Source organism: Bacillus sp. BB51/4, assembly GCF_008368845.1.
Taxonomy (GTDB): Bacteria; Bacillota; Bacilli; order Bacillales; family Bacillaceae_G; genus Bacillus_A; species Bacillus_A wiedmannii.
Genome location: NZ_QOSC01000012.1, coordinates 383,486 through 406,577 on the forward strand (window position 1 = coordinate 383,486; position 23,092 = coordinate 406,577).

Consider the following 23,092-nt stretch of genomic DNA (forward strand, 5'->3'; position numbering starts at 1 on the left):
ACAATTTAATTTTAGGTCCAATTTCTTACCATATAAGAAATTGGACCTTTTATTTTCCATTAAAATCCAAAATTTAATAATCCTTTATAATTCTTTAGAAATTCTTTACCTTTTCTTTCTTCCTAATTAAGCATTCCTTTTTACAATAGTATTATTGATGTCATAGTAGGAGGATCGCTTATGCAATTCTTGAAAAAGTTCACAATTTTATTCTTATCTTTTGTTATTACAGCACTTATCGTTTTATATTTTTACCTCTATGTAAATGGTCCAATTATTCAAGCTAAATCAGCTATTTTAATAGATGCTAATTCAGGTGAAGTTGTTTATAAAAAAAATGAAGAAACTCCTATACAATCAGCTACTTTATCTAAATTAATGACAGAGTATATCACCATGGAACAACTGAATGAAGGAAAAATACAGTTAGATGAATTAGTAAAAATAAGTAACGAAGTTTTCCGAGCAGAAACGAGTCCTATACAAGTAACTTCGAAAGATAAAACGACAGTTCGTGATTTACTTCATGCATTGTTTTTGACAGGGAATAATCGTTCCGCACTTGCCCTTGCAGAACACATTGCTGGAAACGAAGATAACTTTACACTTTTAATGAATGAGAAAGCAAAACAACTAAAGTTATCACAACCATCCCCGTTTCTAAATGCTACTGGAATGAATAACGATACAAATAAACAATCAACTACAACAGCTATAGACGTAGCTAAACTAGCGACACAATTAGTAAAAGACTTTCCAGATGTATTGAATGTTACGAAACTAACCTCTTACCAATTTACCTTCAAAGATTCAAAAGTTTTCAACACAAATAAAATGATTTATTCTCTTAATAAAAACATTAAACTCCAAGGTGTTGACGGCTTACAAACTAGTTTTTCAACTAATGGTAATTATAGTTTTGTCAGTACAGCAAAACGAGGAGATACTAGACTTATTTCCGTAATATTAGACTCCAATGAAGAAAACAGTACTTTTATTGAAACAAAAAAGTTACTACAGTACGGTTTTGATCCTTCCTCGTACTCTGCACTCCAAGCTTTTAAAGATGCTGTTACATCTTGGACAGTTTTGCTTCAGTTTAAAAATTTAATCATACAAACATTGTTGATTTTCTTCATTATTACCTTTTTAATGTTTTTACATATACGTCAGAAAAAATCCGAGGATTTCAACTAGGAAATCTTCTTATATATAAAAACCGGCTTGTATTTACAGTGCAAGCCGGTTTCTAAATCTATAGTCCTCTTCCAATTAAATTAGCTGAAACAGGCTGAAGATTTAGCTCTCTCGCCCATATAGATAGCTGACCAATGTGATGAATTTCATGTACAATTACATGCCTTAACACTTCACCGTATGTATATGTTTTATCTGTCCACGAAGCTTTTAATATCTTACATTCTAGGCTAGATGACCACAACTGTAAAAAATCTTCTAATTCTCGTTTATATAAATCAGATAACGCTTTCACTTTTTGGATTGATTGATAATCTTTAAACTGCGGTTCATTATCTTCTTTTCCTTGAAGCGCACTAATCCAGCTGTATTCAACATCGACAATATGGAATAATGTTTCTAAAATACTTCCTACACCACCTACACGCTTGCGGAGCAATTCTTCCTCTGAAAGTTGTTCACACCACTTAAACCAATCATCTCTTACTTGCCAATTGTATTGAAATAAAGTGTACATATTTATCTCTCCCCTACCCAATAATCCACTTAACCGCATCTATTACATAATACGGCTCATCTTTTTGAATATAGTGACCGCTTTGTGTTGCAATTACAAATTTATTATTGCTTGATAATCGTAATAATTCTTCTTGCAATTGCAACCATTTCATTTGTTCATCTGGCGAATAAAAAGCTTTTTTACCCGCAGCTAACACGACAAGTGGAATATCATTCATTGATTTACAACATCTATCTACTTCACTTAAACTAAATGTAAACTCTTCATATGAACTTTCATATACAAACTGTTTATAGTAAGCTTCTTGAAATTCATTAGACATGATTGGCAGAAAATCTTCTTTATAATTTTCTGGTTTCGAATCCGCCAAAACGATTCCCAACATATCTTCGGGATAAAAAGTCGCAAATAAACGTGCATTTATACCACCAAAAGAATGTCCTACAAAAATATAAGGTGGTTTCAATTGTAATTGCTCTAAGCAACTTCTTAAATCTTTTACCATTTCAGAACTAAAATACGTCTCTTGGAACTCTTCCCACTTTTCCCTAATCCCGCTCGATCATATGAAAGTACCGTCCCATATTCCGTCAACTCTTCAGCAATATGATCCCATGTCTTTGAATAATCGCCATAACCTGCTTCCATTATAATAACAGGTTGCAACTGCTTTCCTTGGAATACTTTTGAATACATTTTAAAATCATCAACTTGTACATATTCCTCTATACATTTAACCATTGACGATTACTTCTCTCCGATTAAGTGACTCTAAAATTTGATTAATTATTTCATCGACAGATAAAGATCCATCCAAAACAATATCTGAATTTGGCTTTACGGTATGAAGTGCCTCTAAATAAGCTTTTCTAGCATATGTTATATAGTGCTTTAAATCATTTTGTATTTCACTCATTGTATCTTCCTTAAAATCTCGCAAAATTCTTCTAGCCATCGCAATATCTAAAGGTGTGTCGATAAATATGGTTACATCAATGAATTGTCGCATTTCACTATTTAGGTATGCAAAAGGATAATCTACAATAATATAATCTAGATAACTATTTTGTAACAGATGCTGAATATCCTTAATTAATGGTGTGAGTACCCATTCATCATAATTTGCTCCATCATCAATCCATTTACAAATATCAGCAGGACAATTATCAAAGTTATAACTATCAAAATATAGTGCTTTTGAATTCATTAACTTGTGAGTTAAACTTTCTGTAACAGTAGTTTTACCTCCTCCTGAAACAGCTGCAACTGAAATTACTTTAGTATTTTTATTCATAACTTCCCACCATACCCCTTTTAATTGACATAACATAATTATAAAAAACTATTATTTTTTATCACTCCATTCATATTCTAACATACTCATTTCCCATAAATTCCAATATGTTTCTCCTACTTTTTTGGATTCTCTTAATAAACCTTCTTTTACAAATCCTACTTTTTCATAACATGAGATGGCCGACGTATTAAAATCATAAACACCTAGAGTTACTCTATGTAGTTTTAATTCTTCAAATGCAATTTGTAATACTGCTTTCATCATATGTTTCCCTATAGAACGCCCTCGCATTTTCGTATCACCAACTAACACTTTTCCAATTCTTGCAGATTTATTTATATTGTCAATTTGCCCAAGTGAAATATGACCAATTACTTTTCTAGTCTCTTCATCTATTACTTTAAATGCAAGCGTATTTTTGCTTTCAATATATTTTTCTAATTGTTGTTCATGTAAAGGGTATGTAAATACATTTCCTGACCACTGTATTAAAAATTCTTCGCAATCAATCCAATTTATTAATTGTTTGAAATCAGTTCTTGTAAATTGTTTCAGCTTGATCACTCTCATTCTCCTTTCACACAACCTTTTATACACCTTCAAATTTATTTCTATATGAAAAATATATTCCCTTTTAAACAAAATAAAAAGCCATTCATAAGAATGGCTTTGCAATCAATAAAGCATAATTACTCTTTATTTGCTACGTCAACACCGTTAAAATCAAACTCATCAGCAACAGTTGTAGCAGGTGGTAAAATCGCTTCAATTTTACAAAGAGATATAATTGCTGCAACTGAACCAGGAATAGCAGCCAGCTTAACAACATCGCAAGTTACAGAAGAAACAGTACCTATATAAGTACGTCCTTCAGTGTTAATTCGCACTGTTTTATTAATTAATTTTTTAAGTTCGTCTCTAATTCCTTGTACACAAGAGCTGTCACATTTCTCATGCTGTTCTTTTTTACACTCTTCAAAAACATCCCAACAATCATCATGTTTACACGTACATTTTTTTCTACAATTATTAAATCGAGAACCCAAATCCTCACCCCCTAATCCTTTCTATTAGTAAAGTATGTCCAATAGCTTAAAAGTGTACGAGACAAAAGCATAGAAACAAAAAAACAAACACTTGTACTAAACCTTTTTATATATATTAAAAACGAATATACTACTGTATGAATACTCAATTCAAATACTCCAAATATGTAGCATTATTAGTATAAACGTGCTTTCAACGACAATAACATTCTTTTCTTTATTAATAACAAAACGGACCTCTAACAATTAAAGGCCTGTTTAATGATTGGACTTGGATTTAATTCTGCTGAATTTAAAATTTAGACAGACCCTTTCTCAAAAAAATTTTTTATTAATAAGCTGACTTTTTAAAGAATCTCCAGCTATTCCTATTACTTCACATATACATAGACTTTGTTTGCAGTAATATAGTATATTTTTCCTTTGCTGTTTTGAAGTATACATTCAGAAAAACATACTCCAAAATAAGATATTATTTATAATCAGAACGTTTTCTTCACCAAGTGTTTATTAATCAATCTCATAACCAGTAGTTCTCTCCACTATTTTGTAAAATTTAGCATAGTTTGTATGGATTCTATATCTAGTAGAAAGCACTCTATCATTTAAAGGGAAAATAATAGGTGAATAAACAAGCCATTTTTTTACTAAAACATAGAATAATAGTAATCCTATTGAAGGGAGGTATAAAAGAATGTCCTGGAAAAATGATTGGTGGAGATCTAAGAAAAAGCATTGTTGTGATGACTGGTGGAAATCTAAAGAAAAACACCATTGTGATGATGATTGGTGGAAATCTAAAGAAAAACACCATTGTGATGATGATTGGTGGAAATCTAAAGAACACCATTGTAATGATGATTGGAGATCTAAACGAAATAAGTGTCGCTGTAAATGTTTCTTTATTTGTTGTCATTGTAAAAGAAAACATTGGTAATATTTTAAATGTCAACTTAAAGGAAAGAATATATAAAAAGCTGACTAAATATAGTCAGCTTTTTATATATTAACACGTAGAGATTTAAACTGGCATCTATAATTACTAGTTGAGTGGAGTATTGAAAAATAAGCTGACTCTTATAAATCGACTCTTTAATTACTTCACATACATATAAGCTTATTTACCAGCAGTATGTTTTTCCTTTGCTATTGTGCATCTTGTATTGTAATGTTCCTTTAACACTTGCTTTTGCATCAATAATAAACTCTAATCATACATTAACAGAACCAGCAACGTCTTTATCCTGCCAAGTTGGTGAATCATAGAAACGTAAATTATTCCTTTTAGAAACACCACGTTTTCCTCCAATAGATGAATCTACTGTACTTTTTTATCGAACTTCACATCAAAGAATCGTATTTAATCTATTGCTCTTCGCCAAGATTCAACCAGCCGTCTATGAGTTTTAAAAATGTACGCACCATTTTGTCTAACTAAAAGACCACATACACCAAAATCCCGAACACTCGCAAATTCTAATGCTCCTATAAATTTTTGAGCATATAAATTAGGGAATGCACGATTTGTAAGCAAGAATTTCTGACCATTTCGCAATGGAACATTCTAAAATTAGTATTATTATGGAATTTCCTCATATTTTATTAACTTCCTTATTAGAAAAAGATTATTTTATATAGATTACTATAAGCATCCATAAAGCCAAGGCGCCAATGATAGCGAGCACTATACGTGTAGATAGTACCCTTACTTCAAAGTCTGTTTTCTTGGAAGGTTCAGGATATGCAATTATGTAGATTCCCTTTAATAATGCAAGCCATGCAATAAAAGTTAGGAACCCCTGCCAGTTGAATACCCATACATTATGTAGGATTACACTACCTAACCCTAGGAAAATCGATAGAAAACCATACATAATACCAAATCCTCTGTCTTCAACCACTAATTTTTTCAATTCACGTAGTACCGATGGACGTACGAAAAGTATTCCCGATACGATAACCGTTACCCATCCCCAAAACAATCCTAAAAAAGTACTAGTTTCCATTATTAATTCACTCCCCTCAATTATTTATATTTCAGATATTCCCCCCTTTAGAACAATTCCAACATCTTTATATATAGGCGAAATTCTGCTCTTTTTTAATACAAATAGGGCATATTCTATGCCCACCCTTAATCACCTTATTTCTCTACGAAATGAAATTTTCACATCATTCTTCGTCATCATCTATCCGAATCAACCAAAGTCGCTTTGTACTATTACCACACACTTTTTCATAGCTTGGAGCTAACATGCACCGAAGCCAATATAATGATTTATTCGCCTTTTCACTAACCTCTAAAATTGTCCCCTCTTTAATAAAATAATCACCTTGATACAATGTATACTCGCTTGTCCCATGGAATCATCATTATTCCCCTCCCTATTAAAATAGCATTTTTGTTTCAAATGAGGCTCTCATTAATTCGGATGAATTCACCAGTATTTTCACCAAAAAATTCATGATATCTTTAATTAGTGGAGTACTTCATTACTTAACCATTATCTTCAAGAGCCCCATAGACAATCGGGGTTTCTTTTATTTAAATAAAAATTTTGTTTAAACTTTACAAAACTCACCTATATTAAAATATCTTCTAAAATCCCTATTGAACATTTATAATACTTTTAAATGGTTTAAATTCTACAATCAGTAATGGAGGCATTTTAATGGGAAACATCCCAAATGTATCATCACAACAATCAAATCCTAATATACCCTCACAGCAAGTGAACCCTAACACACAACAAGGTAATAATAAAAAAACAAGACGCCGTATTATAACTATTTTGGCTTTAATATTACCTATCATTTTTGTCCTTCAATATTCTCTTAATAACCAACAAGAAATGATTAAAGAAAAACAAATCACGCTTAATACGGAGCAACAAAAATTATCTTCTTTAAAGAAGGATGGTCATTCCCTTAAGAATGATGTTAAAGCTTTAACAGATAGTGAAGAAGAAATTTTAAAATTCGCAAGGAAACTGTATGGATTTTCCAAACCGAATGAAACTATTTTTAAAATAACTGAATAAAATTACACTGCATTACCCAAAAGGCGATTTGAAAATACTCGCCTTTTTATATTTAATTTCTAAAGGAATCATACTAATCTCTCTTTCTATCAAATAAAAATTTTGTTTAATTTATTAAAATACAACCGCTTGTCCATTTCACTTTGCTTTATCATTACATTTACTATTAGTAATACGATTTTTAGAGGTGATAAATAATGGACGAGTTTTTATCTTTTGCTGCACTTAATCCGGGGTCTATTGGACCTACACTTCCACCTGTTCAACCCTTTCAATTCCCTACTGGTCCCACCGGTTCTACAGGAGCTACGGGTTCAACCGGACCAACTGGTTCAACTGGACCAACTGGTTCAACTGGACCAACTGGATCAACTGGACTAACTGGTTCAACTGGTTCAACTGGACCAACTGGACCAACTGGACCAACTGGACCAACTGGACCAACTGGACCAACTGGACCAACTGGACCAACTGGACCAACTGGACCAACTGGATTTAATCTTCCTGCTGGGCCTGCATCTATTACTTTGACTTCTAACGAAACCACGACATGTGTATCCACTCAAGGAAATAATACTTTATTTTTTTCGGGTCAAGTATTAGTAAACGGTAGTCCTACTCCAGGAGTAGTGGTCAGTTTTTCATTTAGTAATCCTTCTCTTGCTTTCATGGTTCCTCTTGCTGTCATTACAAATGCTTCAGGTAACTTTACCGCTGTATTTCTAGCCGCTAATGGGCCTGGAACAGTAACCGTTACTGCTTCACTTCTTGATTCTCCTGGAACAATGGCTAGCGTCACTATTACCATTGTGAATTGTCCGTAATGGTTTTATCTTTAAGTACTAAGCAATTTCTGATAAGATGAGCACTGATTTACAGTGCTCATCTTATCATTGGGATATTCCTTTCAAATGAAATTTCGAAACACCCTACTAAAATAAAGCTTTTATTAAGAACTAATGATCTTTATATTTCTTAAACTTGTCATCACAAGTGATTTTTATAATTAGTTAAATTCTCAATATAGTTTATGTATATAATTCCATTCAAAGAAACATAATACCCACGTAACTATTTAAAAACACTTCGTTTTTATATCTAAATTCAAAAAGGAGCTACATAACATGGATAAAAAAAATCTATTAAGTCAACAACTTGATTATGTGTCATCGGATGCGCTGAATACTCCTAGTAAAGCTCAAGAGCAAATGCAAGAAACATCTCAGGAGGCACATGATTCAAACAAAAAGGACAGTACTCAAGCTTTACATGGCGACGATTTACCAATTTCAGATGTATATAGAACAACGAACAAGCAGTAAATTTGAAAGGGAAAAATCTTAAGAACGAGTGAACTTAATTCTTTTCCCTTTTCCTATTTAATTAACACTTTTATATGAAAACCGTACACATTTTTGACACATCCACTATCACAATCTCCTGAAAATTCGTGATAATATTAATTTGTCTAATACGCCAAATTTCGACATTGAACGACAATGATATTTCCTTTATTGAATCCCTGTCCCCCAGGGATTTCTCCTTTTATTCATTACTTTTTTCTTCACTAAATTTTCATTCTTAACAAAATTCAATTACTCCATTGGATAGATATGCAACAGTATCCTATTTTGATAAAAACTAAAAACAAACACAGACATACTTAACACTAATAGTAGATTTTTTAACTTCAAATTTACTTTTTCTCTCTTATCTTTTTGTAAACATTAAAAATGAGCTCTATTTACATAGAGCTCATTCGTAATTTTATAGTTTGCTAGACTGTAACCCCTGAATAAACGGAACTACTTCAGGATTTACAAGTGATGATAAATCACCTAATTCTTTTCCTAAGTAAGCAGCTTTAATGACGCGTCGCATTACTTTAGAATTACGTGTTTTTGGTAAATCTTCTACAACGTGAATATCTTTTGGACACAATGCTTTTCCGATATGAGAGTTTACTAAACTCATTAATTCTTTCTTTAACTCTCCTGTGAATGTTACATTGTCCCTTAATACTACAAAACAATGACAAACTTCACCTTTTACATCATCAGGTACACCAATCGCGGCAGCTTCTATGACATCATTATGCTTCACAAGAATAGATTCATATTCTGCAGGTCCAATACGTTTTCCAGCAATGTTTAACGTATCATCTGAGCGTCCTGTAATAATATATTGCTCACCATCATAAATCACCCAGTCACCATGAACCCATTTATTTTCAAAACGTGACCAATATGTGTTCACATAGCGTTCATCGTCTTCCCAGAAGCTTTTCGTCATACCAACCCAAGGTTTCTCTAAACATAATTCTCCAACTTCATCACGAATTGGATTACCTTGATCATCGAGCACAACCGCTGCCATTCCTGGTAAAGAAGCGTTAAAGCTAATCGGTGCAATTGGTTTAATAAGGACGTTTCCGAAAATTCCACCAGAAATTTCAGTACCGCCTGAATAGTTACAAATTGGTACATTACTTTTTCCAACTGTTTCAAATAGCCACATCCAAGGGTCTGGATTCCAAGGTTCACCTGTTGATGCGAATACTTCTAAACTCTTTAGTGAATGTTTATTAACATACTCATCACCTTTTGCCATTAACGCACGAATTAATGTTGGTGATATACCGAGATGTGTAATTTCATATTTATCAACCGTCTCCCATAAACGATCTGCCTCTGGAAAGTCAGGAACACCTTCGTACATAACCATCGTTGCTCCATTTATGAGAGAGCCGAATAGTAGAAATGGTCCCATCATCCATCCCATATCAGTTACCCATAACACGCGGTCACCTTGTTTGATATTCATTCCAAATCCTGCATCAAATGCAGCTTTCAAAGGGAAACCAGCATGTGTATGTACTGTTCCTTTCGGTTTCCCAGTTGTACCTGATGTGTAAATGAGCATTAACGGATCATCACTATGCATTTCTTCAGCATGTGTAAATGGTTTTTCTTTTTCTAGCGTACTCCATGAGAAATCGTAATGATGCGGTGTAAAATCATTTCCTGCATGACGAACGATAACAACTTTTTCAACAGTTGGACAATGCTCACAAGCTTTATCTACTTCATCTTTTAATGAAACAATTTTACCGCGGCGTGAAAAACCATCTGCAGTAATGATCATTTTTGACCCTGCCGCTTGTACACGAGTCATGACTGCATCAGATGCAAATCCTGAGAATATTGGTGAAATAATTGCTCCGATTTTCATAACAGCTAGCATTGAAACAACTGTTTCTGGAATCATCGGCATATAAATTGTTACACGGTCACCTTTTTCAATACCCGCATGTTTCAAACCGTTTGCAACGCGACTTACCCAGTTGTCAAGCTCTTCATATGTAAATGATTTTGAAGTTCCATTTTCTCCCTCGTACTGTAGTGCTGGTTGCGTTCTTGTTTCATCATCTGCAAGCCAGCGTGATAAAACTGATTCTACAACGTTACATGTTCCGCCATTATACCACTGTGCAAACGGCGTACCATTTTCTAAATCTAGCACTTCTGTATAAGGCTTCATCCATTGATAGCCAACCGCTTTCTCAGCTTCTCCCCAAAACCAATCTGTTTCTTCAATAGATTTATTATAAAACGTTTCATAATCTTCATAGCCCAATGATTTCATCCAACCATATAAACGCGTTTTTTCTTTATATTCTTCTGTTGGAAACCAAACTGCTTGTTTCAATGTTTTCCCCTCCTTGACTTTTTGAGCAAGAAAGCCCTAAATAGGGCTTTTAAACTGGATAAACAGGATGTTTACGATCCGTAAATACTTGATATTTACTCATATACATTTCGAATCGTCCTTTTAACTCTTCTCGTAAATTGTTTGGATGAACAATACCATCAATGACCATCTCTGATGCTAAATGGTAAATATCAATATCTTTCTTATACTCTTCGCGTTTTTCAGCAATGAAGCTATCACGCTCTTCTTCTGGTAAAGCTGCAATCTTATTTGCATATACAGCATTGACTGCTGCTTCTGGACCCATTACCGCAATAGAAGCTGTCGGTAATGCTAAGCAGCAATCTGGTTCAAAGGCTGGACCTGCCATTGCATATAAACCAGCACCGTATGCTTTACGAACAACGATAGAAATTTTCGGTACAGTTGCTTCACTCATTGCAGAAATCATCTTTGCACCATGACGAATAATACCAGCACGTTCTACTTTTGTACCAATCATAAATCCAGGTACATCTGCAAGGAATAACAACGGAATATGATATGCATCACATAAATTAATAAACTTCGCAGCCTTATCCGCTGAATCGTGGAATAATACGCCGCCTTTCATACGCGGTTGATTTGCAATAATACCAACTGGCTTACCATCAATACGTGCCAAGCCTGTAATTAGTTCTTGAGCAAATAATTTTTTCACTTCATAGAAAGAACCTTCATCAATAACTCTATTAATGAGATCTTTCATATTGAAAGGAGCATTTTGATTTTCTGGAATGATTTGTTCTAACGTTTTTTCGAATTGTTTCGGTTCTTGAGGTGTAACCAATGGAGTCTTCTCTAAGTAATTGTTTGGAAAATATGAAATGTATTGTCTTGCTTGTGTAATCGCATCTTCTTCTGTTTTACATAAAACATCTCCGCATCCTGATACAGAGCAATGCATACGAGCTCCGCCCATCTCCTCTAACGTTACCTTCTCGCCGATAACCATCTCCGCCATACGAGGAGAACCTAAGTACATAGATGCATTTCCTTCTACCATCATAACAATGTCACAGAAAGCTGGAATATATGCGCCACCAGCTGCCGAAGGTCCAAATAATAAGCACACTTGAGGAACTTTACCTGATAATTTTACTTGATTATAGAAGATTTTTCCTGCACCGCGGCGCCCTGGGAACATTTCTACTTGATCTGTAATACGCGCTCCAGCAGAGTCAACTAAATAAAATAACGGAACACGTAATTTTTCTGCCGTTTCTTGAATACGTAAAATCTTTTCAACTGTACGTGCGCCCCATGATCCAGCCTTTACCGTTGAATCATTTGCCATTACGCATGCAGTACGACCATGTATTTTACCCGTTGCCGTTATAACACCATCAGCAGGTAATCCTGTTTGTTCACAATTTGCAAATAATGCATCTTCTACATATTCACCCTTATCAAATAAAAGAGCTAAGCGATCTCGAACGAATAGTTTTCCTTTTGCTTTGTTTTGTTCATGATACTTTGGTGCGCCGCCTTGTTTAATCGTTTCAACTCGTTCTTCAAATGTATTCGATTGTTGTTTTTGGTCTAACATATTTACTCCCCCTTATACATTGGTGTGCGTTTTTCCTTGAATGCTTGTAATCCTTCTAATCTATCTTTCGAATGGATTACACCTTCATACGCTTGTTTTTCCATTTGTAATCCGGTATGTAAATCAACTTGAATACCGTTTGAAATTGCTTCTTTTGCTAATCGAACAGCAATAGGGCCATTACTAGCAATTTTCTCTGCTATTTCAATCGCTTTCTCTTCAAGTAAATGAGCTGGTACAACAAATTCTACTAAACCATATTCTTTTGCTTCTTGCGCTGAAATACGTCTGCCTGTATAAATTAATTCTTTCGCTCTACCAACACCAATTAATCTTGGTAAACGCTGCGTACCACCTGCTCCTGGTATAATTGCAAGTGTAGTTTCAGTAAGACCGAGACTTGCAGATTCAGCCGCAATTCTAAAATCACAAGCTAAACTTAATTCCGTACCGCCACCAAGGGCGATTCCATTTATAGCAGCAATAACTGGCTGTGGTAATTGTTCAACCATCTCCATAGTAGTACGAATCATACTAACAGCATGGCGAACTTGTTCTTCATTCATGCCAGCACGTTCTTTTAAATCAGCACCAGCACAAAAAGCTTTTTCACCAGCACCTGTTAAAATAACTACGCGAGTATTGGACTCTTCACTTATTTGAGTTAATATATTTTGTAACTCTTCTAATAACGCTAAAGATAATGAGTTTGCTTGTCTTTCACGATTTAATGAAATCTTTACAACGTGAGGTGTTACATAATCAACTGAAATGTTTTGTAATTGTAGCATCTTCTCACCTACTTATCGTTTTATGTTGAAGCGCTCTATACACATGACTCGGTAATTGGATATTTAATTTACTTTGAATGAAGTGACTCGCTTTCAATAACTTCTCTTCATCAATATTCGTTTGGACCCCTAACTTATGGAGCATATGAACTAAGTCATCGGTTGCAACATTGCCTGATGCTCCTGGTGCATATGGACATCCACCAAGACCACCACAAGAACTATCAAATGTTGTAATACCATATTCTAATGACTTAACTACATTCGCCAGAGCCATTCCATACGTATTATGGAAGTGCATTGCAAACTGCGAAGCATCATATTTCTTTAATAAATGCTCTAATACTCGCTCTACTTGTAGTGGATTCGCTACACCAATCGTGTCACCAAGAGATACTTCATAAATGCCGTATGAAAATAGTTGATTACATAATTCGTCAACTGCTGTGGCACTTATATCCCCTTCATAAGGACATCCAAATACAGTAGAAACATAGCCTCTTACCTTTTTCCCTTCGAACATTGCCTGTTTTGTTATATCTTCAATTACAACTAATGCTTCTTTAATTGATTTATTAATATTACTTTTATTATGAGATTCACTTGCTGATAAAAAAACATTCACCTCATCTACATTTTGCAAAAAAGCTCGTTCCAAACCATTTTGATTTGGAACAAGCGCTGCATAAGTAACATTGGGATCCCTTTTCAGCTCAGAAAATACATCATTTGCATCTGCTAATGCAGGGACCCATTTAGGGTGAACGAATGAGGAAACTTCAACGTACGATAATCCCGCCTCTGTAAGTAGTTGAATCCATTTTACTTTATCTTTTGTGCCAACAATCTTTTTTTCATTCTGTAAGCCATCACGTGGCCCGACTTCTTTAATGACAGCAAAATTAGGTAGTTTCAATTCGCTTCCCCCTATATCTCCCTATTCAATTTCTAGTAATACATCTCCTTCATTTACAAAATCGCCTTCTTGCACATTAATTTTCATAACTGTGCCAGCTTCTTCTGAAATGATTGGAATTTCCATTTTCATAGATTCCAAAATGACGACATCCTGCTCTTCCTCTACTGTATCTCCTACTCCTACAACAATCTTCCATACATTTCCTGCCATCGATGCATATACCTTCGTCATCATTTTTTCCCCCTTAATATTGTTAAATCTTATTTTTTAACAAGTTGTTTCGTTACAAAACCCGTTGTATAAATACCACTTTTGAACACATCGTCTTCCAATACTTGAAGTAGCATTGGCGTGTTCGTTTTAATACCTTCTACTTTTATTTCTTCTAAAGCATCATGTAATTTTGAAATTGCTTCTTCACGAGTTTCACCATGAGCAATGACTTTCGCAATCATTGGATCATAGAAAGGTGTAATCGTGACTTGATTCTCTAAAAAATGATCAATACGTACATTTGATGGAAGCGCTAAATCTGTAATTTTCCCAGGTGATGGGAAGAAAGTTTTCGGATCCTCTGCATAAATACGTGCCTCAATGGCATGACCACTACGTTTTACATCATCTTGTGTAAATGATAGTTTCTCACCGTATGCAATTAGAAGTTGTTGTTCTACAAGATCTAAACCAGTAATTTCTTCTGTAACTGGATGCTCTACTTGTAATCTCGTATTCATCTCTAAGAAATAAAAGTTCTTCTGATCATCTACAAGAAACTCAACTGTACCTGCGTTTGTATAGCCTAGAGCTTTGGCAGCTTGTACAGCAACTTCTCCCATCGCTTTTCGCGTACCTTCATCTAAAAATGGTGAAGGTGCTTCTTCAATTACTTTCTGATTTCGGCGCTGCACGGAACATTCACGCTCCCATAAATACACTGTGTTACCATGTGTATCTGCTAAAAGCTGAATTTCAATATGATGTGCATCTGCAATATAGCGCTCTAAATACATTTCTCCGTTACCGAAGAAGTTTTGTGCTCTTGTTTTGTTACTTTCAAATGCTTTGGTGAGCGTTTGCTCAGTTTCCATCAACTGCATTCCAATGCCTCCGCCGCCTGCGGATGCCTTCAGCATTAATGGATAACCAATTTGTTTTGCAATTTCAATTGCTTCTTCAGCAGTTTCAATATTTGTAGTAATACCTGGAACTACTGGGACATCTGCAGCTTGCATTGCAATACGAGATTCGATTTTACTTCCCATTTTCGTAATGATTTCTTCTGATGGACCTATAAATACAATCCCTTCTTCTCTACAGCGAACCGGAAAAGACGGATTCTCTGATAATAATCCATATCCCGGATGGATTGCTTCAGCATTTGTCTTCTTAGCTATTTCAATAATTTTTTCAAGGTTTAAATAGCTTTCTTGGACACGCGACCCACCTACTAAGTAAGCTTCATTTGCCATTTTTACATGAAGGGCATTTTCATCAGCCTCAGAATAAATAGCAACAGTGCGAATGCCAAGTTTTTGACAAGTTTTTATAATACGAACTGCGATTTCCCCGCGATTAGCAATTAATATTTTTTGAAACATAGTGATTCCTCCTTTTTATCTACATCCTAAATGTCTTGCAATTACGAGACGTTGAATTTCAGAAGTTCCTTCACCAATTTCTAATAGTTTTGCATCACGAATATGTCGTTCCACTTCATATTCACGCATATAGCCGTATCCACCGTGAATTTGTACCGCTTGATTTGCAATACGACTAGCAGCCTCAGATGCAAATAACTTTGCCATAGCCGCTTCTTTACCGAAAGGTTTATCATTATCTTTTAACCAAGCTGCTTTATGTACTAAATTACGTGCAAGTTCTACTTCAGTCGCCATATCAGCTAATTTAAATTGAATCGCTTGGAAATTAGAGATTGACTTTCCAAATTGTTGACGTTCTTTCGCATATTGCAGCGCACGTTCAAATGCAGATTGTGCAATACCTACTGCTAATGCTGCGATTGAAATACGTCCTCCATCAAGTGTATATAAGAATTGTTTAAATCCTTTATTTACATCACCAAGAATATTTTCTTTCGGTACACGTACACCATCAAGTACGATTTCACATGTATTAGAAGCACGAACACCCATCTTATCGTAAGGACTTGAAATCGTTAATCCTTCACTTGTAGTCGGTACGATAAATGCCGAAATACGCTTTCTACCATTATCTTCAACACCGTTGATAGCGGTTACAATGATTGTATTTGCATACTCTGCATTTGTAATCCAACACTTTTCACCACTAATAACATACTCGTCTCCATCTAATACAGCTTTCGTTTGTGTACCACCTGCATCAGATCCAGCGTTCGGCTCAGTTAATCCGAAAGCACCTAATGTTTTACCTGACGCCATTGGAACTAAATATTTCTGTTTTTGTTCTTCTGTACCGAAATAATAAATTGGAGAAGCACCTAATGAAATTGTTGCAGCGTAACTTAATCCTGTCCCACCACAAGCACGACCAATTTCTTCAACTGCTAACGCGTACGATACAGTATCGCCACCTGAACCTCCATACTCTTCAGGGAATGGGATACCTAATAATCCTAGTTCGCCCATTTTTTGAAATGTTTCATATGGAAATTCCGCAGTTTTGTCATAATACACAGCTTTCGGTGCGATTTCCTTTTCAGCAAAGTCACGTACCATTTCTTTAATCATTTGTTTTTCGCGAGTTAGAGTAAATTCCATTCCGCTACACACCCCTTATCGAATATTGAGTTTCGACAGCGTGCGAGTTTCTACTACAAACATTACGAATTAAAAGACACGAATATTAGTTAGACAATTGCTATAATTCTGTCATAACTCAATTTTAAAACAGATTCTGTACTAATGCACAAAAAAATTCCTACATTGTTCTACAACAACATAGGAAGTTTTGTGTCGAATTATGTAATTTATTGTTTAATAATCTCTACCTTTTCCCGAATCAGAAATTTCTACTAAAGCTTCAGGGTATGGTTCAAAATATGTTTGTCTTAATAAATACTTATCGTCAAATCGAATGGCCCATGATTTTAAAATTGTAAGTAAGCTACTAAGCGGGACTTTCTTTTCTATATACTTTTGTATCAAATCTAAAAAATGATCTTTTTCTTGTTTTTTCAACTTTGTTTTAAAATATCCAAAAATATGCTCACATACATTTACATTCGATGTATAGCGGGGGGTGCGCATAAATAATTCATATAAAGTCTTCTCATAGTTTTCAAATACAACTTCAATCGTTTCATTTTTTTGATTTGCAATAATACGCCCTAATTCTTTTTGTTTCACTTGATTATATGCCATAAATAAATACTTATAGTCTGATTGAAATGATACGAGTTCTTTTATGTTTTTAGTATGTTTAATCATTTTGTAATGCGCGATTGTAAACAGTCTTGTAAAGAAATGTTCTCTAATAATAAAATTCGACAATCTACCCTCTTCTTCAATTGGAAGATGCGAAAATTTTTTTATTACTGCTCCGCCAAATAAGCCAGATCCCTTTCCTTTTACTGGAGCTTTTTCAAAACCAGAATAAATTTTCACATCGCGCGTACCACAACTTGGCGAACGATTCTTTAAAATAAAACCATCCACATCGGATATCGTTTGTAAAAAGTCATTTGAAAATTGCTTCATTTTTTCAGTTACATCTTCTCGTGTCGACGGCTGTACAAGCCTATTCACACCATTTTCTTCTACAATTCGTATCGTTTCACGAGGAGTCCCCAATCCGATCTCGACTTCTGGACAAACAGGTATAAATGTAACAAATGGCTGCAAATTTCGTATTGTTACATCTGGTATCATCTCTGCATTATAACGACAGGCATCAAATTCTAAACATTTACTTACAACAATTGTTGGTTTTGCAAATTGCCGCATTTCATTACCTCCATGGTATCAATCCATACAATCTAAATTGTACTGATATTAGTATCTTAAGCAAAGTCTGTTTATATTGATTATTTTTATAATAACTATAAATTTAATGCTATATCAACTGCAATTCAAATCTATTTCGTATATGTATTAACAAGTTCTTGTACAAACTTGTTAACACTTTTTTGTCTAAACACAATCCATCTTTACTAGCATAGTTACAGATTCTTTCCTTTCCTCTTTACATTTAAATTAAAATAAGCCTTAATATGAATTTTAATCCCAAGTTATTTAGAATATATTCTTTAAATTTGTACATTATAGACTGAGAAAGTATTACTTGTAGTTAGGGTGTTCCAAATGAATTTTAGAAACCTACTTTCTTTATTACGGAACATTTTCAGAAGTATTTTTTCTTTGGTAAGAAATATTTCAAAAAATCCATTCAGTTTAAGGAGGCATATTAAAATGGGAGTATTAAGTGGTAATCCCCAAAATGAACCAATGCATTACGGAGAAGTCTTTGCAATTTGGAGTTATCTTGCAGGGGCACAAGGTGCAATTGCTGGTTACCAAGTTCTTGTCAATCATACTGGAGACGAGGACTTAAAAAAGTTTTTAGAAAATCTTATAGAAAATGATATCCAATCAGAAGTTGAAGAACTAAAAAACTTGTTAAAATCAAACGGTGTGGCATTACCACCAGCACCTCCAGAACGTCCAGTTGCATCTATTGAAACAATCCCTCCTGGTGCTCGTATTAATGACGCAGAAATTGCAGCTAAAGTTTCTATGGATCTTGCTGCTGGACTAGTAGCATGTAGCCAAGCGATGGGACAATCACTTCGAGAAGACGTAGGAATGATGTTTGGACAATTCCATATGAAAAAAGCACAAGCAGGTGCTACTTTACTACGGTTAAATAAGAAAAAAGGCTGGATTATTCCTCCCCCTTTACATGTTCTTCAATCTGATCAAGCATAACATGGCATAAGCGGTTAACTTTTGTTAACCGCTTCGTTGTATTTACCTGTACTTTTAATAATGGAGATTAAAGATAGTTCTAATAATTTTAACTTTATGATTTAGATACTGTGATACGAATAATGTACAAAAGCAATGGAAAAATTAATACATAAGAAAGGAGGGGGAATTTATGAAGAAAAAATTATCATCTATTTTAAGTGTTTTAGCACTATCTATTATGTTTTTAGGCACATCTGCCCAAGCTGAATACGATGGAAATCATATGAATAGAGTTAATAACACTGATATGTCAACTCGAGTTAATGACAATAACTTGAACAGAGTTAATGATAATAACTTGAACAGAGTTAATAATGATGTGAGAACTCGAAATGTAAATACGACAAATGATTTAAATAATAATCGTGATAGAAATAATAATTGGGCTTGGCTCGGTTTATTAGGTCTAGCAGGATTATTAGGTCTTAGAAGAAGAGACAAAGAAACACGCTAATTCAAAATATTTTTAGTAAACAAGTACTTATTTATCAAAATTGTATAATGAATATAAATCGCCTTTTTAAAGGCGATTTATTATTTGCTTAAAAATAGTATATGAAATTCACACATCAACATATTTTTACTTATGATTAAACCTATTAAATTACATTTATTTAAATACAAAAAATCAAACCCCTAAAATGTTGTTATAGTTAGATTCGTGGCGTTAATCCATACAATATAAATTGAATCGTATTTTCAATCTCCACTTCATCATCCCATTTTTCTTCAGGCAATAATAAAAACCTTGTTAATAGTAAACCTAATACAGCTGATAAAGTAAGACGTAATACAGAAGATGGAGGCATCTCAATAATTTCCCCTTCTTCTTGAAACTTTACAATCAACTTTTTAAAATGTGAAAGTAACTCTGTTTCTACTAAATGTTGTATTTCGTTTTTCAATTCTGGCTGAAATGGCACTTCTTGAATTAATATTTTTATCATTGGAAAATGCTTTTTTGCAAATTCAAATCTATTATGAATAACAACTCTTAGCAGCCCTTCATACGATTCATACTGCGATTTGAAAATTTCCTTTGCGAAGGCTTGTACAAAAAATGGTGCAGCAAACTTTGTTAATGTCGGCATGACGACTGCTAACAATAAATCTTTTTTCGTTTTATAGTAGCGGAAGATTGTTCCTTCCGCTACACCAGCACGCTTTGCAATTTCACTTGTAGAAGTTGATGCATATCCTTTTTCTCCAAACATATCAACAGCTGCCTCTAAAATACGCATTTGACGTTCATTTCGTTTATCCGTATTAGTTGCGGCAATTAATTCATCCAACCAATCCTTCTTCATCTATAATGCCCCTTTGTATCATCATTATATTTTCCGATGTTTCTTTAATGCAAATACATTCCCTATTGCAAATAATAGAGAAAAAAGTAGTAATACAGTTAGATCTAACGCAATCTCTGTAAATCCTTGATTTCGAATCATCACTTGTCTCATTGCGTCAGCTCCATATGTGAGCGGAAATAATTTCCCTAACATTTGTAGCCACTTATTCATAGATTCAATTGGAAACAACCCAGAAAAGAAAATTTGGGGCACAATGACAAGCGGTATGAACTGGATCATTTGAAATTCATTATTTGCGTATGCTGATAAAAACGTCCCTAAAGTTAATGCCGTTAAAGAAAGCAGGCATGTAATAAGTAGCGTTAGCCATATGGAACCATCTACATACAAATCTAAAATATAAACTGAAAAATTCACGATTATAATTGATTGTATAAACGCAAAGATTCCAAAACCAATAATATATCCTACAACTATTTCCCATCTTCTCACTGGAGTGGACAATAACCTCTCTAATGTACCACTTAAACGTTCTCTAACAAAGGAAACTCCAGACAATATAAATACAAAGAAAAATGTAAAGAAACCAATCAATACGGGACCAAGCCCATCAAACATTGTAAAGTCTTTAGAGCCATGTAAGTAATTTACCTCAGGCTTCATAACTGATACTTCATTCTTTTCTGTACTCTTTTGTAAAACTTGAAGTACAGCACGATTTTTTGATGAATCACTTCCTTCTAATAAAAGATTCATTTTCCTATTCTCTAAATAAATTACTGCATCTACCTTTTGCAGTTCTAACTCTGAAATTGCTTTCTCTTTGCCGTATTCATAAATTGAGGCTTCTTGAGTTTTCATTGTTTTTACAATAGGAGCAGGCACATCAACTACAGCGATATGCGGTACATAGTCTTTTTGTGTAAACACTAGAGACAATAACCAAAGTAATAACATTGGTGCCCCAAACATCATCGCTAACGAACGTTTATCTCGAAAAAATTGGCGAATAATACGAATGATTACACCAGTAACTCTCATGATAGAGCCACCTCTTCCAACAAAAAGACATCTTCAATCCGTCCTGATGATACCCGTTTTTTCAATTCTTCAGGTGTTCCAGTCGCAACTAGCTTCCCTTCTCTAATTAATCCTAGGCGTTCACAAAATTCAGCTTCATCCATAATGTGCGTCGTTACAATAATAGTTGTGCCTTTCTTTTTCAAATCATAAAATTTTTCCCAGATTGTTTTTCTAAGAAGTGGATCTATCCCCACTGTTGGCTCATCTAAAATTAATATTTCAGGTTCATGAAGGAGTGCTATCGCTAATGATAAACGCTTCTTCATCCCACCTGAAAAATGCTGCACTTGCTGTCTTATATGTTGTGATAATTGTACAAGGTCAAAAACCTCTTCGATTCTTTCTTTTTTATGTTTTCCCTTTAATCCATACATCGTTGCAATAAAATCTGCATTTTCATATGCTGATAGTTCTTCATATAATGCATCAGCCTGAGCCATATAACCAATTCTTTTCATTTCATTTAAATTAGGCATGTTCGTGTTGTATACAAGCACTTCACCTTTCGTTGCCTCATTAATACCTGCAATCAATTTAATAAGAGTCGTTTTCCCTGAACCTGAAGGCCCAACTAAACCAAATATCTCTGCTTTTTCAACTTGCAATGAAAGATTGTGTAACACTTCTTTTTTTCCAAAACTTTTTGATACAGTCCGTAAAATAATGGCAGGTTGCTGCACGTATTCTTCCCCCTTTTCTAAAATGAGTGAGTACTCACTTTTATTTTACTCTTGCGTAATTATATGTCAAACTTCATTGATTAGTATGTATTTTCAATCTTAAACAATGAAACAGAGTCGACATTAGAATATCATTTCTTAAAGTCGACTCTGTTTCATTTAAATTATATATTTTATTTTACGTTTTTAAATTCATATATTTCCTAATTCTAGCAACATCTAAAGAATATTCGATAACTAATTGCTGTAACGGTAATATAACTGTGTCGGGATATAAATGGGCATATTGTAATGTTTCTGCATATTTTTCTAACCTTTTTTCTAAATACTTTATAATTTGATCAGGATGACTTACTAATAAGCATTTACAATAATAATGTATTTGTTCCTCAATCGCCGTATACTCTTCAATTTCATATTCTTTATGCATGTGTACACCCCTTTATGTTTTTATACAGATTCCTTATCACACTTTTCACTCGACTAATTTTTAAGTTTTTTGATTATTTACACTATAACAAACTTTACGGGTCAAATTTTGTTACTTTATGTAACGTAGAAAATTTTTAACAAAATTGTAATGTTAACTTGTATAAATTACATATGGCTTATTTTTCTATACAAAAGATCGTACAGTTCAATTTAACTGTACGACTACAAGTTCTGGTCTATTGAAAATTCTTTGCGGAATGATACTATTACCTAGTCCTCTACTTACTACCATAGACGTATTTTGTTTTTCATATAAACCGGCTGTATATGTAGGGAGAACCCCTTGATTTGGAGCAACTAAACCTCCGATAAATGGCAATCTAACTTGCCCTCCATGAGCATGCCCTGATAACACTAAATCTATTTGCTCATCAGCATAATTCTGAATAAATTCAGGTCTATAGAATAAATCATCTATTGCTCCTATATATAGATATACTCCTATGTAAT

Annotated in this window: 26 protein-coding genes and 5 pseudogenes; 7 read left to right on the forward strand and 24 right to left on the reverse strand. The window is 34.1% G+C overall.

Going from position 1 to position 23,092, the window contains the following annotated elements:
* The first annotated feature begins 180 nt into the window (after positions 1–180).
* A complete protein-coding gene (locus DN392_RS16705) occupies positions 181–1,197 on the forward strand; it encodes a D-alanyl-D-alanine carboxypeptidase family protein (protein ID WP_001160065.1) in 1,017 nt (338 codons plus the stop codon).
* Positions 1,198–1,255: 58 nt separating this feature from the next.
* Here the strand turns inward: DN392_RS16705 and DN392_RS16710 are convergent, their stop codons facing one another.
* From DN392_RS16710 to DN392_RS16730, 5 genes and pseudogenes are all read right to left on the reverse strand, one after another.
* Positions 1,256–1,714: a DinB family protein gene (locus DN392_RS16710; RefSeq protein WP_048566378.1), complete on the reverse strand. Its 459-nt coding sequence runs from the start codon at positions 1,712–1,714 to the stop codon at positions 1,256–1,258.
* Positions 1,715–1,727: 13 nt separating this feature from the next.
* Positions 1,728–2,458, reverse strand: a pseudogene (locus DN392_RS16715) (alpha/beta fold hydrolase).
* A complete protein-coding gene (locus DN392_RS16720) occupies positions 2,451–3,011 on the reverse strand; it encodes a nucleoside/nucleotide kinase family protein (RefSeq protein WP_001039243.1) in 561 nt (186 codons plus the stop codon). Before DN392_RS16720 ends, DN392_RS16715 begins: the two are co-directional and overlap by 8 nt.
* A 51-nt stretch (positions 3,012–3,062) precedes the next feature.
* Positions 3,063–3,584 (reverse strand): GNAT family N-acetyltransferase, encoded by a 522-nt coding sequence (locus tag DN392_RS16725; protein ID WP_074650392.1) that lies wholly within the window; start codon positions 3,582–3,584, stop codon positions 3,063–3,065.
* Between the two features lie 119 nt (positions 3,585–3,703).
* The gene (locus tag DN392_RS16730) at positions 3,704–4,060 is read right to left on the reverse strand and encodes a hypothetical protein (RefSeq protein ID WP_000535579.1); all 357 of its coding nucleotides are present in this window, start codon (positions 4,058–4,060) and stop codon (positions 3,704–3,706) included.
* A gap of 623 nt (positions 4,061–4,683) precedes the next feature.
* Here DN392_RS16730 and DN392_RS31235 point away from each other — a divergent pair.
* On the forward strand, positions 4,684–5,070 hold the full coding sequence (locus DN392_RS31235) for a hypothetical protein (RefSeq protein ID WP_179955926.1): 387 nt from the start codon (positions 4,684–4,686) through the stop codon (positions 5,068–5,070).
* A gap of 111 nt (positions 5,071–5,181) precedes the next feature.
* On the opposite strand, the pseudogene DN392_RS30860 reads toward DN392_RS31235, so the two are convergent.
* The 4 genes and pseudogenes from DN392_RS30860 to DN392_RS30435 form a co-directional block, all read right to left on the reverse strand.
* A pseudogene (locus DN392_RS30860) lies at positions 5,182–5,458 on the reverse strand (N-acetylmuramoyl-L-alanine amidase); the annotation flags it as partial.
* Position 5,459: 1 nt separating this feature from the next.
* Positions 5,460–5,628, reverse strand: a pseudogene (locus DN392_RS30865) (terminase large subunit); the annotation flags it as partial.
* A 57-nt stretch (positions 5,629–5,685) separates the two neighbouring features.
* A complete protein-coding gene (locus tag DN392_RS16755; RefSeq protein ID WP_000450249.1) occupies positions 5,686–6,066 on the reverse strand; it encodes a hypothetical protein in 381 nt (126 codons plus the stop codon).
* Between the two features lie 166 nt (positions 6,067–6,232).
* Positions 6,233–6,403 (reverse strand): hypothetical protein, encoded by a 171-nt coding sequence (locus DN392_RS30435; RefSeq protein ID WP_000284255.1) that lies wholly within the window; start codon positions 6,401–6,403, stop codon positions 6,233–6,235.
* A 329-nt stretch (positions 6,404–6,732) separates the two neighbouring features.
* On the opposite strand from DN392_RS30435, the gene DN392_RS16760 reads away from it, so the two are divergent.
* Both DN392_RS16760 and DN392_RS30870 read left to right on the forward strand, forming a co-directional pair.
* A complete protein-coding gene (locus DN392_RS16760; RefSeq protein WP_000526893.1) occupies positions 6,733–7,101 on the forward strand; it encodes an FtsB family cell division protein in 369 nt (122 codons plus the stop codon).
* 197 nt (positions 7,102–7,298) lie between these two features.
* Positions 7,299–7,355, forward strand: a pseudogene (locus DN392_RS30870) (exosporium leader peptide-containing protein); the annotation flags it as partial.
* A gap of 17 nt (positions 7,356–7,372) precedes the next feature.
* On the opposite strand, the gene DN392_RS30875 reads toward DN392_RS30870, so the two are convergent.
* A complete protein-coding gene (locus DN392_RS30875; protein ID WP_255447986.1) occupies positions 7,373–7,648 on the reverse strand; it encodes a hypothetical protein in 276 nt (91 codons plus the stop codon).
* 45 nt (positions 7,649–7,693) lie between these two features.
* Positions 7,694–7,909 (reverse strand): hypothetical protein, encoded by a 216-nt coding sequence (locus DN392_RS30880; protein ID WP_000237380.1) that lies wholly within the window; start codon positions 7,907–7,909, stop codon positions 7,694–7,696.
* 316 nt (positions 7,910–8,225) lie between these two features.
* Here DN392_RS30880 and DN392_RS16770 point away from each other — a divergent pair, with 316 nt between their 5' ends.
* Complete coding sequence (locus tag DN392_RS16770; protein WP_000358738.1) at positions 8,226–8,423, forward strand: hypothetical protein; 198 nt, start codon at positions 8,226–8,228, stop codon at positions 8,421–8,423.
* A gap of 445 nt (positions 8,424–8,868) precedes the next feature.
* On the opposite strand, the gene DN392_RS16775 is transcribed toward DN392_RS16770, so the two are convergent.
* The 8 genes from DN392_RS16775 to DN392_RS16810 all read right to left on the reverse strand — a co-directional run bounded on the left by DN392_RS16775 (position 8,869) and on the right by DN392_RS16810 (position 18,054).
* Positions 8,869–10,809, reverse strand: coding sequence for an AMP-binding protein (locus tag DN392_RS16775; RefSeq protein WP_048566381.1), 1,941 nt, complete (start codon positions 10,807–10,809; stop codon positions 8,869–8,871).
* Between the two features lie 49 nt (positions 10,810–10,858).
* Positions 10,859–12,400, reverse strand: coding sequence for an acyl-CoA carboxylase subunit beta (locus tag DN392_RS16780; protein ID WP_061672037.1), 1,542 nt, complete (start codon positions 12,398–12,400; stop codon positions 10,859–10,861).
* 2 nt (positions 12,401–12,402) lie between these two features.
* Positions 12,403–13,191 carry an enoyl-CoA hydratase gene (locus DN392_RS16785; RefSeq protein WP_061672038.1) on the reverse strand — a complete coding sequence of 263 codons (789 nt, stop codon included), beginning with the start codon at positions 13,189–13,191 and terminating at the stop codon, positions 12,403–12,405.
* A 4-nt stretch (positions 13,192–13,195) separates the two neighbouring features.
* Positions 13,196–14,107 carry a hydroxymethylglutaryl-CoA lyase gene (mvaB, locus tag DN392_RS16790; protein WP_048561035.1) on the reverse strand — a complete coding sequence of 304 codons (912 nt, stop codon included), beginning with the start codon at positions 14,105–14,107 and terminating at the stop codon, positions 13,196–13,198.
* 21 nt (positions 14,108–14,128) lie between these two features.
* Positions 14,129–14,344, reverse strand: a complete 216-nt coding sequence (locus tag DN392_RS16795; protein ID WP_001987345.1) for an acetyl-CoA carboxylase biotin carboxyl carrier protein subunit — start codon at positions 14,342–14,344, stop codon at positions 14,129–14,131.
* Positions 14,345–14,370: 26 nt separating this feature from the next.
* Positions 14,371–15,708, reverse strand: a complete 1,338-nt coding sequence (locus tag DN392_RS16800) for an acetyl-CoA carboxylase biotin carboxylase subunit (RefSeq protein ID WP_048566382.1) — start codon at positions 15,706–15,708, stop codon at positions 14,371–14,373.
* A gap of 15 nt (positions 15,709–15,723) precedes the next feature.
* The gene (locus tag DN392_RS16805; protein ID WP_000397276.1) at positions 15,724–16,869 is read right to left on the reverse strand and encodes an acyl-CoA dehydrogenase; all 1,146 of its coding nucleotides are present in this window, start codon (positions 16,867–16,869) and stop codon (positions 15,724–15,726) included.
* A 216-nt stretch (positions 16,870–17,085) separates the two neighbouring features.
* Positions 17,086–18,054: a YbgA family protein gene (locus DN392_RS16810; protein WP_001248620.1), complete on the reverse strand. Its 969-nt coding sequence runs from the start codon at positions 18,052–18,054 to the stop codon at positions 17,086–17,088.
* A gap of 465 nt (positions 18,055–18,519) precedes the next feature.
* Here DN392_RS16810 and DN392_RS16815 point away from each other — a divergent pair, with 465 nt between their 5' ends.
* Both DN392_RS16815 and DN392_RS16820 read left to right on the forward strand, forming a co-directional pair.
* Positions 18,520–19,035, forward strand: a complete 516-nt coding sequence (locus DN392_RS16815; RefSeq protein WP_000538613.1) for a DUF3231 family protein — start codon at positions 18,520–18,522, stop codon at positions 19,033–19,035.
* Positions 19,036–19,207: 172 nt separating this feature from the next.
* A complete protein-coding gene (locus DN392_RS16820; protein WP_000728149.1) occupies positions 19,208–19,531 on the forward strand; it encodes a WGxxGxxG family protein in 324 nt (107 codons plus the stop codon).
* A gap of 199 nt (positions 19,532–19,730) precedes the next feature.
* On the opposite strand, the gene DN392_RS16825 is transcribed toward DN392_RS16820, so the two are convergent.
* The 5 genes and pseudogenes from DN392_RS16825 to DN392_RS16845 all read right to left on the reverse strand — a co-directional run.
* Positions 19,731–20,384 carry a TetR/AcrR family transcriptional regulator gene (locus tag DN392_RS16825; protein WP_000711163.1) on the reverse strand — a complete coding sequence of 218 codons (654 nt, stop codon included), beginning with the start codon at positions 20,382–20,384 and terminating at the stop codon, positions 19,731–19,733.
* A 24-nt stretch (positions 20,385–20,408) separates the two neighbouring features.
* Positions 20,409–21,428 (reverse strand): ABC transporter permease, encoded by a 1,020-nt coding sequence (locus tag DN392_RS16830; protein WP_071742524.1) that lies wholly within the window; start codon positions 21,426–21,428, stop codon positions 20,409–20,411.
* Positions 21,425–22,150 carry an ABC transporter ATP-binding protein gene (locus DN392_RS16835; protein ID WP_064056237.1) on the reverse strand — a complete coding sequence of 242 codons (726 nt, stop codon included), beginning with the start codon at positions 22,148–22,150 and terminating at the stop codon, positions 21,425–21,427. The genes DN392_RS16830 and DN392_RS16835 overlap by 4 nt, the downstream gene beginning before the upstream one ends.
* A gap of 178 nt (positions 22,151–22,328) precedes the next feature.
* The gene (locus DN392_RS16840; protein WP_000548621.1) at positions 22,329–22,580 is read right to left on the reverse strand and encodes a hypothetical protein; all 252 of its coding nucleotides are present in this window, start codon (positions 22,578–22,580) and stop codon (positions 22,329–22,331) included.
* Positions 22,581–22,787: 207 nt separating this feature from the next.
* A pseudogene (locus DN392_RS16845) lies at positions 22,788–23,051 on the reverse strand (metallophosphoesterase); the annotation flags it as partial.
* Positions 23,052–23,092: the final 41 nt, after the last annotated feature.

Excerpts from the sequence above, each read along its gene's own strand:
- DN392_RS16720 (WP_001039243.1), bottom strand. The coding sequence starts at position 3,011 with ATGAATAAAAATACTAAAGTAATTTCAGTTGCAGCTGTTTCAGGAGGA.
- DN392_RS16800 (WP_048566382.1), bottom strand. The coding sequence starts at position 15,708 with ATGTTTCAAAAAATATTAATTGCTAATCGCGGGGAAATCGCAGTTCGT.
- DN392_RS16705 (WP_001160065.1), top strand. The coding sequence starts at position 181 with ATGCAATTCTTGAAAAAGTTCACAATTTTATTCTTATCTTTTGTTATT.
- DN392_RS16760 (WP_000526893.1), top strand. The coding sequence starts at position 6,733 with ATGGGAAACATCCCAAATGTATCATCACAACAATCAAATCCTAATATA.
- DN392_RS30880 (WP_000237380.1), bottom strand. The coding sequence starts at position 7,909 with ATGGTAATAGTGACGCTAGCCATTGTTCCAGGAGAATCAAGAAGTGAA.
- DN392_RS16770 (WP_000358738.1), top strand. The coding sequence starts at position 8,226 with ATGGATAAAAAAAATCTATTAAGTCAACAACTTGATTATGTGTCATCG.
- DN392_RS16815 (WP_000538613.1), top strand. The coding sequence starts at position 18,520 with ATGGGAGTATTAAGTGGTAATCCCCAAAATGAACCAATGCATTACGGA.
- DN392_RS16810 (WP_001248620.1), bottom strand. The coding sequence starts at position 18,054 with ATGCGGCAATTTGCAAAACCAACAATTGTTGTAAGTAAATGTTTAGAA.
- DN392_RS16785 (WP_061672038.1), bottom strand. The coding sequence starts at position 13,191 with ATGCTACAATTACAAAACATTTCAGTTGATTATGTAACACCTCACGTT.
- DN392_RS16825 (WP_000711163.1), bottom strand. The coding sequence starts at position 20,384 with ATGAAGAAGGATTGGTTGGATGAATTAATTGCCGCAACTAATACGGAT.
- DN392_RS16710 (WP_048566378.1), bottom strand. The coding sequence starts at position 1,714 with ATGTACACTTTATTTCAATACAATTGGCAAGTAAGAGATGATTGGTTT.
- DN392_RS16840 (WP_000548621.1), bottom strand. The coding sequence starts at position 22,580 with ATGCATAAAGAATATGAAATTGAAGAGTATACGGCGATTGAGGAACAA.
- DN392_RS16830 (WP_071742524.1), bottom strand. The coding sequence starts at position 21,428 with ATGAGAGTTACTGGTGTAATCATTCGTATTATTCGCCAATTTTTTCGA.
- DN392_RS16780 (WP_061672037.1), bottom strand. The coding sequence starts at position 12,400 with ATGTTAGACCAAAAACAACAATCGAATACATTTGAAGAACGAGTTGAA.
- DN392_RS16795 (WP_001987345.1), bottom strand. The coding sequence starts at position 14,344 with ATGATGACGAAGGTATATGCATCGATGGCAGGAAATGTATGGAAGATT.
- DN392_RS16725 (WP_074650392.1), bottom strand. The coding sequence starts at position 3,584 with ATGAGAGTGATCAAGCTGAAACAATTTACAAGAACTGATTTCAAACAA.
- DN392_RS16755 (WP_000450249.1), bottom strand. The coding sequence starts at position 6,066 with ATGGAAACTAGTACTTTTTTAGGATTGTTTTGGGGATGGGTAACGGTT.
- DN392_RS16805 (WP_000397276.1), bottom strand. The coding sequence starts at position 16,869 with ATGGAATTTACTCTAACTCGCGAAAAACAAATGATTAAAGAAATGGTA.
- DN392_RS16820 (WP_000728149.1), top strand. The coding sequence starts at position 19,208 with ATGAAGAAAAAATTATCATCTATTTTAAGTGTTTTAGCACTATCTATT.